This is a genomic window from Pseudidiomarina terrestris, assembly GCF_030466375.1.
Lineage (GTDB): Bacteria > Pseudomonadota > Gammaproteobacteria > Enterobacterales > Alteromonadaceae > Pseudidiomarina > Pseudidiomarina terrestris.
Genome location: NZ_JAGGJE010000001.1, coordinates 675,695 through 689,118 on the forward strand (window position 1 = coordinate 675,695; position 13,424 = coordinate 689,118).

Annotated in this window: 12 protein-coding genes and 4 tRNA genes; 15 read left to right on the plus strand and 1 reads right to left on the minus strand. The window is 52.1% G+C overall.

Features of this window, described 5'->3' with window-relative positions:
* Position 1 precedes the first annotated feature (1 nt).
* Genes J6J28_RS03155 through J6J28_RS03180 form a run of 6 tightly spaced genes read left to right on the plus strand, consistent with a single transcriptional unit; the run spans position 2 to position 4,583 of the window.
* Positions 2-1,399, plus strand: a complete 1,398-nt coding sequence (locus J6J28_RS03155) for a GspE/PulE family protein (protein WP_301719875.1) — start codon at positions 2-4, stop codon at positions 1,397-1,399.
* Positions 1,387-2,424: a type II secretion system F family protein gene (locus J6J28_RS03160; protein WP_301719877.1), complete on the plus strand. Its 1,038-nt coding sequence runs from the start codon at positions 1,387-1,389 to the stop codon at positions 2,422-2,424. Before J6J28_RS03155 ends, J6J28_RS03160 begins: the two co-directional genes overlap by 13 nt.
* A gap of 37 nt (positions 2,425-2,461) precedes the next feature.
* Positions 2,462-2,902 (plus strand): type II secretion system protein, encoded by a 441-nt coding sequence (locus tag J6J28_RS03165; protein WP_301719878.1) that lies wholly within the window; start codon positions 2,462-2,464, stop codon positions 2,900-2,902.
* A 12-nt stretch (positions 2,903-2,914) separates the two neighbouring features.
* Positions 2,915-3,160, plus strand: coding sequence for a hypothetical protein (locus J6J28_RS03170; protein WP_301719880.1), 246 nt, complete (start codon positions 2,915-2,917; stop codon positions 3,158-3,160).
* A complete protein-coding gene (locus J6J28_RS03175) occupies positions 3,157-3,879 on the plus strand; it encodes a hypothetical protein (protein WP_301719881.1) in 723 nt (240 codons plus the stop codon). Before J6J28_RS03170 ends, J6J28_RS03175 begins: the two co-directional genes overlap by 4 nt.
* On the plus strand, positions 3,876-4,583 hold the full coding sequence (locus J6J28_RS03180; protein ID WP_301719883.1) for a hypothetical protein: 708 nt from the start codon (positions 3,876-3,878) through the stop codon (positions 4,581-4,583). Before J6J28_RS03175 ends, J6J28_RS03180 begins: the two co-directional genes overlap by 4 nt.
* A 7-nt stretch (positions 4,584-4,590) precedes the next feature.
* Here J6J28_RS03180 and folD read toward each other — a convergent pair whose 3' ends face one another.
* The gene (gene folD, locus J6J28_RS03185; RefSeq protein WP_301719884.1) at positions 4,591-5,451 is read right to left on the minus strand and encodes a bifunctional methylenetetrahydrofolate dehydrogenase/methenyltetrahydrofolate cyclohydrolase FolD; all 861 of its coding nucleotides are present in this window, start codon (positions 5,449-5,451) and stop codon (positions 4,591-4,593) included.
* A 242-nt stretch (positions 5,452-5,693) separates the two neighbouring features.
* Here folD and J6J28_RS03190 point away from each other — a divergent pair.
* The 9 genes from J6J28_RS03190 to lon all read left to right on the plus strand — a co-directional run bounded on the left by J6J28_RS03190 (position 5,694) and on the right by lon (position 13,220).
* Positions 5,694-5,770 (plus strand) — tRNA-Pro (locus J6J28_RS03190).
* A gap of 16 nt (positions 5,771-5,786) precedes the next feature.
* Positions 5,787-5,863 (plus strand) — tRNA-Arg (locus J6J28_RS03195).
* A gap of 29 nt (positions 5,864-5,892) precedes the next feature.
* A tRNA-His gene (locus J6J28_RS03200) sits at positions 5,893-5,968 on the plus strand.
* Positions 5,969-5,998: 30 nt separating this feature from the next.
* Positions 5,999-6,075 (plus strand) — tRNA-Pro (locus J6J28_RS03205).
* Positions 6,076-6,184: 109 nt separating this feature from the next.
* Positions 6,185-7,297, plus strand: coding sequence for a sensor domain-containing diguanylate cyclase (locus J6J28_RS03210; protein ID WP_301719885.1), 1,113 nt, complete (start codon positions 6,185-6,187; stop codon positions 7,295-7,297).
* A 127-nt stretch (positions 7,298-7,424) separates the two neighbouring features.
* Complete coding sequence (gene tig, locus J6J28_RS03215) at positions 7,425-8,726, plus strand: trigger factor (RefSeq protein WP_301719886.1); 1,302 nt, start codon at positions 7,425-7,427, stop codon at positions 8,724-8,726.
* A 104-nt stretch (positions 8,727-8,830) separates the two neighbouring features.
* A complete protein-coding gene (clpP, locus tag J6J28_RS03220) occupies positions 8,831-9,448 on the plus strand; it encodes an ATP-dependent Clp endopeptidase proteolytic subunit ClpP (protein WP_301719887.1) in 618 nt (205 codons plus the stop codon).
* A gap of 1 nt (position 9,449) precedes the next feature.
* Positions 9,450-10,730: an ATP-dependent protease ATP-binding subunit ClpX gene (gene clpX / locus J6J28_RS03225; RefSeq protein WP_301719888.1), complete on the plus strand. Its 1,281-nt coding sequence runs from the start codon at positions 9,450-9,452 to the stop codon at positions 10,728-10,730.
* A gap of 144 nt (positions 10,731-10,874) precedes the next feature.
* Positions 10,875-13,220 carry an endopeptidase La gene (gene lon / locus J6J28_RS03230; protein WP_301719889.1) on the plus strand — a complete coding sequence of 782 codons (2,346 nt, stop codon included), beginning with the start codon at positions 10,875-10,877 and terminating at the stop codon, positions 13,218-13,220.
* Positions 13,221-13,424: the final 204 nt, after the last annotated feature.

Sequence of the window (13,424 nt, forward strand, 5' to 3'; positions counted from 1 at the left end):
GATGCGTTACATTACTCCGGCAGAATGGCAGGAAGCCGAAGCGGATCAGCACTTCCTCAGCGAATGCCTGACCATTACTGAGCGCGAAAATGAAGCGGATACGGCGGTCGTGGTGACCCGTGATGGCTGCCTGATTGCGACCCCCGATGCCTGGCAGAAGGCGTCATTGGATCTGTTAAACCTGAGGGTGGAGTTACAAGCCCGCCAGCAGTTTCGCACCAGCTTGCTTGGCGAGGCGCGTGATGTACGAAGTTTTTTACACGATGCCGAGGCAGCGCAGCAACACCAGCAGCAGCAACAGGGTGAGATAAAGTTTGACCGTACCCGCGCACAACTTGCGCTGGAAGATCTGATCAGTCAGGCGCTGTTGCTGGGCGCTTCTGATATTCATCTGGTGTTCGATCCACAGTGCGCCTCACTCGCCTTCCGCGTCCACGGGCGCATGGTGGGCCATATTGAGCGGCCGCGGGAAACCCTTGCCGCAGCCATTGCGGCGGCGCTCAATACCCGTTCCGATGACTTTCGCGAGCTGTTCGATGAGCAGCGACTCTCCAGCGCCAGTATCAACGTGGTGGTGATTCATCAGGGGGAACCGCAGCGATTGCGGTTAAGGGTTCAAAAATCCCCCACCCGTAATGGCTTTGCGGTGACCATGCGCGTGCAGCTTGAGCGGCAGAGCATACAACGCTTTGAGCAACTCGGCGTAAGTTCTGCGCTCACCGCTCAGTTGCGCTTGGCATTGGAGCAGCCCACCGGATTGTTCATCATTGCCGGCCCCACCGGGCAGGGTAAAACCACCAGTTTGGCGGCATTGAACCTGTTGATTCCACCTGATCATAAGATCATTTCGCTGGAGGATCCTATTGAGATTATTCAGCCGCACATTGAGCAAAAACCTGTGGCTGCGGATCATCCTGAACTTAACTTTGCCAATATGGTGAAGGTGGCCTTGCGGGAAGACCCTGATGTGATTTCAATCAGTGAAATCCGTGATAGCAAAACTGCGCAGGCGGCCTATACCGCAGCACTGACCGGGCACCTCGTCACAGCAACCCTGCATGCCCACGACTGTTTCGGTGTGTTGCAGCGGCTAAATGATCTGGGCATCAGTAATGGCGTGCTGGCGCAGCCCGGAGTTCTTTGCGGCATTCTTGCACAGCGCTTGGTGAAACAGGACTGCAGCGCCTGTCAGGGGCAGCCGAACCATCAGGATTGTGAGCAATGTCAGGGTACCGGCGTAGGGAAGCGGCGTTATGTCGCTGAGTACCTGAAGCCCACCGCCGAGTTAAGGTGCGCTTTACGCAATGATGATCTGGAAGCCTATCGGCTGCAACTTATTGCCAAAGGGTGGCCAACGCTCGCCGCACAACTGCAACGGGAGGCGCCATGCAGCGCTTAAAACGCCCGCTGGGCCGAGGCAGTCAGCTGGCACTGCTAGAGGATATTGCGCTGGCGGTGGGGGACGGCTTGTCGGCCGCCCAGGCCTGCCAGGAGCTGCGTCAGCATGCCGAGCAACAGGGGCTGAAGCGCGAAAGTGAAGCTGTTGGAGCAATGCAGGGCGCAGTCTATCAGGGCGTTCCTATGGCGAATGCTATGCGCGACTGGTTCGCTAATGATCTTTGTATGCTGGTCAGTATCGGTGAACGCAGCGGTCTTCTGGACCAGCTCATTGCCGCACAGCGGCTGTTCGAACAACAACGCGCGGCGGCAATACAAGGGTTTTGGCGACCTCTCATTTATCCATTACTGATGGTACTGATCACGATGTTTGCCTGCTTTGGCGTGGGTCAGAAAGTGATGCCCAAGCTTGCCGCGGGGGTTGCGGAAATGCACTGGCCGTTTCTGAGTCAACAACTACTTATGGTGAGCTCGGGCTCCTGGTTAGGACTACTTGCCGCATTGTTACTGCTGACCATTTTTGTCTGTTGGGGACCCTATCCGGCGATTGATTTCCGTTTCTCCTGCTGGCGCTGGTTGGCTGGGCGCGGCGCCTTTGTCATCCGGCGCTATTTTGACGGGGTGTTGCTGTTGCAGTCGTTAACTGTGTTATTGCGAGCCGGAACGCGGCTTGACCGGGCGTTACAGGCCATGCAGGAGTTTGGTTCAGGCTCGCTGGCCTATGCCTTGCCTGAACTTCGACAGCGTCTGGCGCGGGGGGAACGGCGCCTGGTCGCTATCCTCGACTGCGGCCTCCTGTCACCAAGAATGTTATTCCGACTGAGTAACGGCAGTCGAAATGCCACCGAGCATGGCACCTTGCAACGTGTCGCAAACTACGCCGCCGCAGACGCGGTGGCGGCTTTGCAACGTTTGCGAGTGGTCATTCAAGTCAGTTGCTACGCACTGATTCTCTGGTTGTTGCTGTTAACTGTTGGAGGTATGGGCGCCATGCTGATGGCAGTCACCCAGCAACACGTACGTTAAGACATGAAAGCAAACTACAAAACATGGAGTGTTTATTATGAAAAATCAGCAGGGTTTTACTTTTATTGAAGTTCTGACAGTGCTTGGCATCATCGCTTTAGCGACGATCGCTACCCTGGCGGTGCGTGACTGGGCGGTTGGCAACTCGCGAGTCAGCGAAGCGAAAAATCAGATCATTACCGTGCAGGCTGGCGCGCAGCTATGGCGTCCCCGCAATGGCGACTTTACCGGCATTACCATGACTTCAATGTCGCAGATTGCCGCGGTACCTGAAGCTTGGGGCGATGGCGCAGGGATTAACCCCTGGGGCGGGGCGATTAATGTGGAAGCGGATTTAAGTGACAGCAGCCGCTATGTCGTCACCCTGTCGGGTATCGCTCAAGATGGCGAAGGCGCCCGGCTGGCGCGTGATTTTACCGACTATAGCATTGATAGCACCTACAGCGCCGGCACTCTTACTCTGCGCTTTCAGGGTTAAACAGGAGTACGCATGATGTCTGGCAAACCCTCGCCAAAAAAAATGAAAGGCTATCTGCTGCTCGAGTGGGTCATAGCGGTGTCCTGTCTGGCGGGGTTTGCCCTTCTGACACTATCAATGTTGAATCTCTGGGAATCCAGTACGACTGTGCAACAACTGGAACAGCAGCAGGCGTTACGGTTATTACATGAAAAGCAACAGGCGCTGGCAAGCGACCAACAGCGCTGGTTACTGCAGATGCAACAAGGCCCCTTATGAAACAACGTCGTGGTTATATTTTATTCGAGCTGGTGATCGCCCTGAGTTTGCTTGCCGGGGTACTGGTCATGAGCCAACAATGGCTGGTGCGGCAGCATCAGGTGCAGCAGCGGCAAGGGTGGGAACTCGAAGCACGGAATCTGATGACAGCGCTGGAGCGCTTCTGGCTTGAGCAACGTCGGGTGCCGGACAGCCTGAGTGAGTTGGTCAGTAAAGGTTATATCGCCGAGGTATGGCAACCCTGGGGGCAGCCCTGGCAACTGAGCACGCAAGCCAACCTGCTGCGATTGCAAACTCAGGCTCCTGATAGCACTGAAGCCCGGTGGCTGGCGCGGCGTATTGCAGGTGCCAGTAGTACAGTTGATGATCAGTTACAGCTACACGTCTGGCAGCCGCTTTTGTTAGCGCTGCGGGAACGTTACTTGCACCGCATACCGGATCCTGATGCGCCAGAATACAGTGCCATGGCGTCGGATCTTGATATGGGCGGTTTTAGTATTAAAAATGTCGGCTTGATCGAGGCGGAACGGCTTGCCGGTCAAACCGCAACGCTGCAATCCGCTACTATTGCCGATCTGCGCGCCAGCGAAGTGGTTGTAACCACATTGAGTGCGGCGCAAGCGACGGTGGCCGGATACGATGTAGTGACCATCATTGAGCGAATGCAGCACTTAGAACAAAGCTGGCAAACCTGCAAAGCCCAGGGCGGCTGTCAGTGAAGCAACGGCAATGGTCTGCCCGGGGCAGGCAGGGCCAGGCTGCGGTGGAGACGCTGGTGGCACTACCGGTCCTGATTTTGACCGTGTTACTGGTGGTACAAGTGTTATGGTTGGTGTTTGCCAACGCGACCTTTCGGGTGGCTGTGAGCTATAGTTTGCGCGCGGGAACCATCAACCATGGTTCCATCAACGCAATGGAGCGCACGCTTGTTGCTGCGATGGCGAGTCTGCAACCGCTGCTGCCGGAAGGAGCCGGGCCGGAGCAGGGACCCAGCCGTAACCAGCTGCGCCGGGCGCAATTAGCAGCGACGGCCAGACAATGGTTACATTACCAGCTGACCGGGCGTCTGCAGATTCATGGTCCTACTGAGGCAGTACTCAGAGAGCACAGCGAAAGGCGCTTTGATTTGATGATTGACGACTGGGTCAACGAGCTGCCTGTTGATTATGCCAGCGCCCGAATACAGGACACAGATGCAGTTGTGTGGGAGCAACAACGGCAATTGGATATCGAGGTCTGGTGGTGTTTGCCGCTGGAAGTGCCGTTAGCGGCGCAAGTGCTGATGCAGTTACGCCGCTGGTGGACCTCGCCGGCGCAGCGGCATTGCCGGCTACGCGAAGAACTCACCGGGCGGCCCTTATGGGCCATGCAACAGCGCCTTGCGGCGCCCTTGCTTAGTGGTTATCGGGAAGGGCTGAATTAAGCTGGGTCTACTCCGGCGCGTGCCAGGTGTCGCAGGCTTGCAGGGTGTTCTGCATCAGGGTCGCAACCGTCATCGGGCCAACCCCTCCGGGCACTGGCGTAATATAACTGGCACGTTCGGCAGCGGCCTTAAATTCAACGTCTCCGACTAATTTACCGTCGGCACCGCGATTGATTCCGACATCGATGACCACTGCGCCAGGCTTCACCCACTCACCGGGAATGAAGTTCTCTTTACCGACGGCGACGACCAACACATCAGCGCGGCCAATATGCTCTTGCAGATCTTTTGTGAAACGGTGACAAACAGTGGTGGTGGCTCCACCTAATAAGAGTTCCAGACTCATTGGCCGGCCAACGATATTGGATGCGCCGACCACCACAGCATTAAGCCCGTGCAGGTCAAGGTCGATAGATTCGAATAACGTCATCACGCCACGCGGGGTGCAGGGGCGCAGCGCGGGGTTCCGCTGGGCCAGCCGACCCATATTGAACGGATGGAAACCGTCGACGTCTTTAAAAGGATGAATACGCTCTAACAAAGCTTGCGCATCGAGGCCTTGAGGTAAGGGTAACTGGACTAAAATCCCATCAACGCTGGTATCAGCATTCAACTGGTCAATCAGCGCCAGCAGCTCGCTCTGACTGGTGCTTGCCGGTAAGTCATAAGACTTTGAGGTAAAGCCGACTTCTTCACACGCGCGCCGCTTACTCCCTACGTAGACTTCAGAAGCTGGGTCTTCACCGACCAAAATGACGGCTAATCCGGGTGCGCGTAAACCTTGTTGCAGGCGTTGTTGAACACGTTCTCTGACTTGGTCCCGAACCTGTTGAGCGACTTTTTTTCCGTCAATAAATTGCGCGGTCATGCTGTTCCTCAAAAACTAACAAAAATGAAGGCCAAATAGGGCGCATATTTTTACATGTTTCCGCGGTTTAGTGTAGTTTAGTTTGTCAGGTAGCCATCGGCTACCGATGAATTTACCGGCGGATTGTTGTAAAAAACAGCAGTCAGCCGAATTGCCCAAAAAAATGTTTGACGCTGCCATGAGCAGCAGGTAATATTCGCCCCCGTTGTCAGGCCGCGTCCTGCACGGGTTTTGAAAAATGTCGGCGAGTAGCGCAGCTTGGTAGCGCACTTGTTTTGGGTACAAGGGGTCGCTGGTTCGAATCCAGTCTCGCCGACCATTTTTAGCTAGACCATGCGCCCGTAGCTCAGTTGGATAGAGCAACGGCCTTCTAAGCCGTCGGTCGCAGGTTCGAATCCTGCCGGGTGCGCCATTTAGCCCTGGCATGACATAAAAGTAGTGGTGGCTGTAGCTCAGTTGGTAGAGCCCCGGATTGTGATTCCGGTGGTCGTGGGTTCGAATCCCATCAGCCACCCCATCTTCTTAAAGTTCCCCACGATTATACGTTCGGCGAGTAGCGCAGCTTGGTAGCGCACTTGTTTTGGGTACAAGGGGTCGCTGGTTCGAATCCAGTCTCGCCGACCATCTGTTTACATTCCCCCCCAATCTGCCAATGGCAGCTTGAAAGTTCCGAAAACATAGCGCATATTACAGTTATCAGTCATCTAGCTAACAATAATGAAACTAAATCGCTATGACTCAGAATCCTGACGCCACACCTTCTTACAGCTCCCGCGAGACGTCGGAGTCGTTTGCTTATCTGATTTCTGAGTTAAGCACTAACCTCATTAATGCCGCCCCGGAAGAAGCTGAAGTGCATATCGAGAAAGCGCTGGCAGCACTGGGTTGCAACGATCGTAAAGATCGTTGTTATGTGTTCTTGTTTGACGACAGTTATAAACAAATGAGCAATACCCATGAATGGGTGAATCGCGGCATCACTGCCCATAAAGAAGAGTTGCAAAACGTCCCCTTAGAGGCCATGCCCTGGTTTTTTGCCAGTATGCGTGCCGACGGGCAGGTGGTCGTACCGAGCTCACAAAATCTACCTGACGTCGCCGGAGGCTTTAAGGATGAGCTGCTGCGCGAGAGTATTCAGTCGATGATGGCGGTCGGAATGTACCTGGAAGGTCGACTCATTGGTTTTGTCGGCTGCGATCTAGTGCAGCGCGCTTGTGACTGGAACGAACAGGATGTGCGGCAGATGCAGCTGGTTGCCGATATGATCACCAATACGATTGCCCGCCATCGCACTGAAGCAAAACTGCATGAATTGCAGGCAGAGCTGCGTTCAGCCAATGAACGTCTGGCCCAGTTGGCAAATGAAGACAGTTTGACCGGCCTGATCAACCGCCGTGGTCTTGATTTGGCGTTAGCGACTGAGTTGCGACGGATGCAACGCAAACAAGAGCAGCTGAGTGTGTTGATGGTCGACATAGACCACTTTAAAGAACTCAATGACCGGCAGGGACATCTGGCAGGCGACGTTGCCTTGCAATGCGTGGCGACTGAGCTATCACGCGCTTTTAAGCGCAGTGGTGAAGTCGTGGCGCGCTATGGTGGCGACGAATTTCTGATCCTGAGCCCGAGCATGAATGCCGAAGAAGCTGAACAACGCGCAGCTGCGTTGTTGGGCTCGGTCCGTTCCTGTACTAAAGCTTCTGAGATAACTGTCAGCATTGGCATTATCAGCTTTATTCCAGGTATCGATACCACTCCAGAAGAAGCGATACGACGCGTCGATAAAGCTGTTTATCAGGCCAAAAATAATGGCCGGAATTGCTTCGTGCGGCGTTCCTACGAATAGAATCGACCAAAAAGATAAGCGACACTACTCGACTCGAGGGTATGCCTTCGCTATAATGCTGCGTCATTTTCAAGGGCCCCATTAGTGGTGGGCTCAAGGCCAATAGTGAAGCCGAGGTAAGAGAGCAATGCAGGTTTCTGTAGAGACAACCCAAGGATTAGAACGCCGCGCCACCATTACTGTGCCAGCGGCAACCATTGACGAGAAAGTCAAAGAGCTGTTGAAAAACGAGTACCGTAACCGCCGTATTAACGGTTTCCGTAAAGGCAAGGTACCACCGAATGTTTTACAAAAATTATTCGGTAAAGAAGCTCGTGCCCGCGCTGCTCAAGAATTAATGCAGAGCAAATATTTTGAAGCGATCATGCAGGAACAGATTAACCCTGCAGGTCCTCCTTCGATTGAACCAAAAGTAAATGAAGCAGGTAAAGATCTTGAGTTCGTTGCAACTTTTGAAGTCTACCCGCAAGTTGAAGTTCAGGGCTTAGACAAAATCGAAGTTGAGAAGCCAGACGTTACCGTCACTGATGAAGATGTTGACGGCATGCTGGAAACCCTGCGTAAGCAACATGCAAGCTGGAAAGAAGTTAAGCGTAAGTCGAAGAAAGGTGATCGTATCACTATCGATTTCACGGGTCGTATCGACGGTGAAGAATTCGATGGCGGTAAAGCACAAGACTTCGCATTGGAACTTGGCCAGGGTCGCATGATTCCAGGTTTTGAAGACGACATCATCGGTATGAAAGCTGGCGAAGAGAAGACTATTGAAGTCACTTTCCCGGACGATTACCACGCAGAAAACCTGAAAGGTAAGAAAGCTGAATTTGATATCGTTGCCAAGAAAGTCGAAGAACAGGAATTACCAGAGCTCAACGACGAATTCGTTGCTATGTTCGGTGTCACCGACGGCGGTGTTGATGCACTTAAAGCTGAAGTTCGCAAAAATATGGAACGTGAGCTGAAAAATACTGTGCAAAGCAAAGTCAAAGAGCAAGTATTGAAAGGTCTGGTCGAGAACAACGACGTTGATCTGCCAAGCGCTATGGTTAAGCAGGAAATTGATGGCTTACGTCGTCAGGCGATGCAGCGTTTTGGTGACAATCAGGCGCAAATGCCTGAGTTACCAGCGAACTTGTTCGAAGAGCAGGCGAAAGAGCGCGTTAAAGTTGGCTTATTGCTTGGCGAAGTAATTCGCACCAATGACATCAAAGTTGACGATGCAAAAGTTGACGAGATCATTGCCAATAATGCTTCTGCTTACGAAGACCCTGAAGAAGTTGTTGCTTACTACAAAGGTAACGACGAACTGTTGCAACAAGTGCGCAATGTAGCACTGGAAGAGCAGGCAGTTGACTTCATTCTCGACAAAGCGAAAGTTTCGGCGAAGAAGACCAGCTTTGACGAGCTGATGAACCCGAAAGAGAAGTAAGTTTGTGGATTCCGCGCGCTAGACGTTGACGGAGTCACTCGCAACTTGGTTTAATGGCTCGTATAGTCTTATACGAGCCATTTTTATTTTCAGGAGTAGTTTCTATGTCGGATCACGCGCACGATCCTCTCGCGCAGTTAGTCCCTATGGTGGTTGAACAAACCGCGAAAGGTGAGCGTTCTTACGATATTTATTCTCGCTTGTTAAAAGAGCGGGTGATTTTCTTGTGTGGGCAGGTAGAAGACCACATGGCGAATCTGATCGTAGCGCAGCTACTGTTTCTTGAGTCTGAAAGCCCGGAAAAAGATATTTTCCTTTACATTAACTCACCCGGCGGCGCAGTGACTGCCGGCATGGCGATTTACGATACCATGCGCTTTATCAAGCCTGATGTGAGTACGGTATGTATGGGACAGGCAGCCAGCATGGGCGCGTTCCTGTTAGCCGGTGGTGCAAAAGGGAAGCGTTATTGCTTGCCAAACTCGCGGGTGATGATCCATCAGCCGCTCGGTGGTTTCCAGGGTCAGGCTTCTGACTTTGAAATCCATGCCCGACAGATTTTAGATATCAAAGACCGGATGAACCGCATGTTGGCGGAAAATACTGGTCGTGACATCGAACAGATCGCTAAAGATACTGATCGTGATTACTTTATGTCAGCAGAAGAAGCCGTAGATTACGGCGTTGTCGATAAGGTACTCACCCAACGAGCTGGAGAGTAGCATGACTGATAAAACCGAAGGTAATGGCGATCAGCCATTGTTTTGTACCTTTTGCGGGAAAAGTCAGCACGAGGTTCGCAAGTTAATTGCTGGGCCCTCAGTTTTTATTTGTGATGAATGTGTCGAGCTGTGTAATGACATTCTGGAAGAAGAGATCCAGAATATTGCGCCGCAAGAAAGCTCCGATCGCTTGCCGACACCAAAAGAAATTCGTGACCACCTGAATGCGTATGTCATAGGTCAGGAATTTGCAAAGCGCGTTCTGGCAGTGGCGGTTTATAACCACTACAAGCGTCTGCAAAGCTCGGGCAAAGCCAGCAAGGACGACGTTGAACTTGGTAAAAGTAACATTTTGCTGATTGGTCCGACCGGTTCTGGTAAAACGTATTTGGCAGAAACCCTGGCACGCTTCCTGGATGTTCCATTCACCATGGCGGACGCAACCACCCTGACCGAGGCAGGTTATGTCGGCGAAGATGTTGAAAACATCATTCAGAAGCTGCTGCAGAAGTGTGATTACGATGCTGAGAAAGCACAACGCGGTATTGTCTACATTGATGAAATCGACAAGATTTCACGTAAGTCAGATAACCCGTCGATCACCCGTGATGTATCGGGTGAAGGTGTGCAGCAGGCGCTGTTGAAGCTGATTGAAGGTACGGTGGCAGCGGTTCCACCACAGGGCGGTCGCAAACATCCGCAGCAGGAATTTGTGCAGGTGGATACCTCGAAAATCCTGTTTATCTGTGGCGGCGCGTTTGCCGGCCTGGATAAGGTTATCGAGCAGCGGGTCAGTGTTGGCAGCGGCATCGGCTTTGGCGCTCAGGTGAAAGATAAAACCACAGCCTTGATGGCGAACCTGATCAAGCAGGTAGAGCCGGAAGATCTTGTCAAATATGGTCTGATCCCCGAATTTATCGGTCGTTTGCCAGTACTAGCAACGCTGGAAGAGCTTGATGAAGATGCGCTGGTGCAAATCTTACAAGAGCCGAAAAACGCGCTGACGAAACAGTATGCTGCACTGTTCGAAATGGAAGGCGTCGAGCTGGAATTTCGTGATGATGCGCTGCGGGCAATTGCCCGTAAAGCCATGAACCGGAAAACCGGTGCCCGGGGTCTGCGCTCTATCGTAGAAGGTGTGCTACTGGACACCATGTACGAATTGCCGTCTACGGATGATGTTGCCAAAGTGGTGATTGATGAGTCAGTGATTACCGGTGAATCTAATCCGATTATGATCTATCAAAATCAGGAGCAGGATCGACAAGCCTCAGGTGAATAATCCCTCCATTTAGATTGATCTTTATGCAAAAAGGGCCATTAAGGCCCTTTTTTTGTGCAAAACATTGAACTTTATCTGTATGACCTCATATTAGAGGGTAAGATAACTAAATCTGACATGACGTCATTGAACCTGGAGACATATATGAGCGAAGAACGGGTCGAACACCTGAGTATTCCTGTTTTACCACTGCGTGATGTAGTGGTGTACCCGCATATGGTCATTCCATTATTTGTGGGTCGCGATAAGTCGATTCGCTGTCTGGAAGCGGCCATGGAGAATAACAAACAAATTTTCCTGTCAGCTCAGAAAGATGCTTCCATCGACGAACCCGAAGAAAAAGACATCCATAGCATAGGTACAGTGGCTAATATCCTGCAGCTGCTGAAACTACCTGATGGCACCGTAAAAGTTCTGGTTGAAGGCTCGCAACGGGCTGAGATTGATTCCTTTGAAGCGAATGAAGACTTTTTCCGGGCGAAAGTGCACTACCTTGATTCGGAAGCGATGCCGGAGAAAGAGGAAGAAGTGATGATTCGCTCAGCGGTGAATCAGTTTGAAGGCTATGTGAAGCTAAACAAGAAGATTCCACCGGAAGTGCTGACCTCATTGTCGGGTATCGAGGAAGCAGATCGGCTGGCCGATACTATGGCGGCGCACATGCCGTTAAAGCTGAATGATAAGCAAAAAGTACTGGAAATTACTGAGGTACGGGAACGGCTTGAGTTTTTGATGGCGTTAATGGAAGGCGAGATCGACCTGCTACAGGTTGAGAAGCGCATCCGTACGCGGGTTAAAAAGCAAATGGAGAAAAGCCAGCGCGAGTACTATTTGAATGAGCAGATGAAGGCCATTCAAAAAGAACTTGGGGAAATGGAAGACGGCCCGGACGAGTTTGAAGCGCTGGAAAATAAGATCCAGGAAGCGAAAATGCCTGAGGAAGCGGAAGTCAAAACCCGCGCCGAACTGCAGAAGCTAAAAATGATGTCACCAATGTCAGCTGAAGCGACGGTTGTGCGTGGCTACATCGACTGGATGGTTTCCGTGCCATGGAAAAAGCGTTCGCGAATCAAGAAAGATTTAGCCAATGCCGAGAAAATACTGGATGCCGACCATTACGGTCTGGAGAAGGTCAAAGAACGAATCCTCGAGTATTTAGCAGTACAGCAACGTACCAGCAAGGTTCGTGGCGCGATTCTGTGTCTGGTGGGACCACCAGGTGTGGGTAAGACCTCGCTGGGGCAGTCCATCGCCAAGGCCACGGGTCGTAAATACATTCGTATGGCGTTGGGCGGTATTCGCGATGAAGCCGAGATCCGCGGCCACCGACGCACCTACATTGGCTCAATGCCGGGTAAGCTGATTCAGAAAATGGCCAAGGTCGGCGTGCGTAACCCGTTGTTCCTGCTTGATGAAATCGACAAAATGGCAGCAGATATGCGGGGCGACCCTGCATCAGCGTTGCTCGAGGTATTAGACCCGGAGCAAAACATCAACTTCAATGATCATTACCTGGAAGTTGATTATGACCTTTCTGATGTGATGTTTGTGGCGACCTCGAACAGTATGAATATTCCTGCGCCATTGTTGGATCGTATGGAAGTGATTCGTCTATCTGGCTATACCGAGGACGAGAAGCTCAACATCGCCAAGCGTCACCTGCTGAACAAGCAGCTGGATCGTAATGGCTTGAAAGAAAAAGAGTTAACTATCAAAGATGACGCCATCATCGGCATCATCCGTTACTACACCCGTGAGGCTGGTGTGCGTAACCTCGAGCGCGAAATTTCACGTCTTTGCCGCAAAGCGGTGAAGAAGATCGTGCTGGATAAACGCATTAAGAAAGTCGAAATCAACGCCGACAATCTGAAAGATTATCTGGGCGTGCAAAAATACGATTATGGTAAAGCGGAAGAGAAAAACCAGATTGGTCAGGTGACCGGCCTGGCCTGGACCGAAGTCGGTGGCGACTTGCTCACCATCGAAGCGACCAACGTCGCCGGTAAAGGGAAAATCACTTCCACGGGCTCCCTTGGTGATGTCATGCAGGAATCGATTCAGACGGCCTTGACCGTGGTCCGCAGCCGTGCGGATATGTTAGGTCTTGCCGATGATTTCCACGAGAAGCGGGATATTCATGTGCATGTACCTGAAGGCGCTACGCCTAAAGACGGCCCGAGTGCGGGTACGGCTATGGCCGTAGCACTGGTGTCATCGCTAACGAAAATCCCCGTGCGGGCGGAAGTTGCGATGACCGGTGAAATTACCCTGCGTGGCGAAGTACTGCCGATTGGTGGTCTGAAAGAGAAGTTACTCGCGGCACACCGTGGCGGTATTAAGCATGTGCTGATCCCGAAAGATAACGAACGTGACCTGCAGGAGATTAGTGACAACGTGAAGGGCGATCTGATCATACAACCGGTGCAGTGGATCGACGAAGTGCTTCAGGTCGCGCTGGAACGCCAACCCGAGACGAAAAAGAGCCATTAAAACGGAAAAATGCGGCCTCTGAGCCAGCAACATCGCTGCAGGCCGCATTCTTTCGTCAAAAAATTTGTGAAAAAGGGTTCTCAATAGAAATTCTTGTGGTAGCCTAGAGTCAAAGTGATTGGTCAGACAAAACCTAACGATAGCTCTGACATACCACTTGAACGACAGGGATACGTAAATGTAGTCGGGGACCTGTTGAACTGC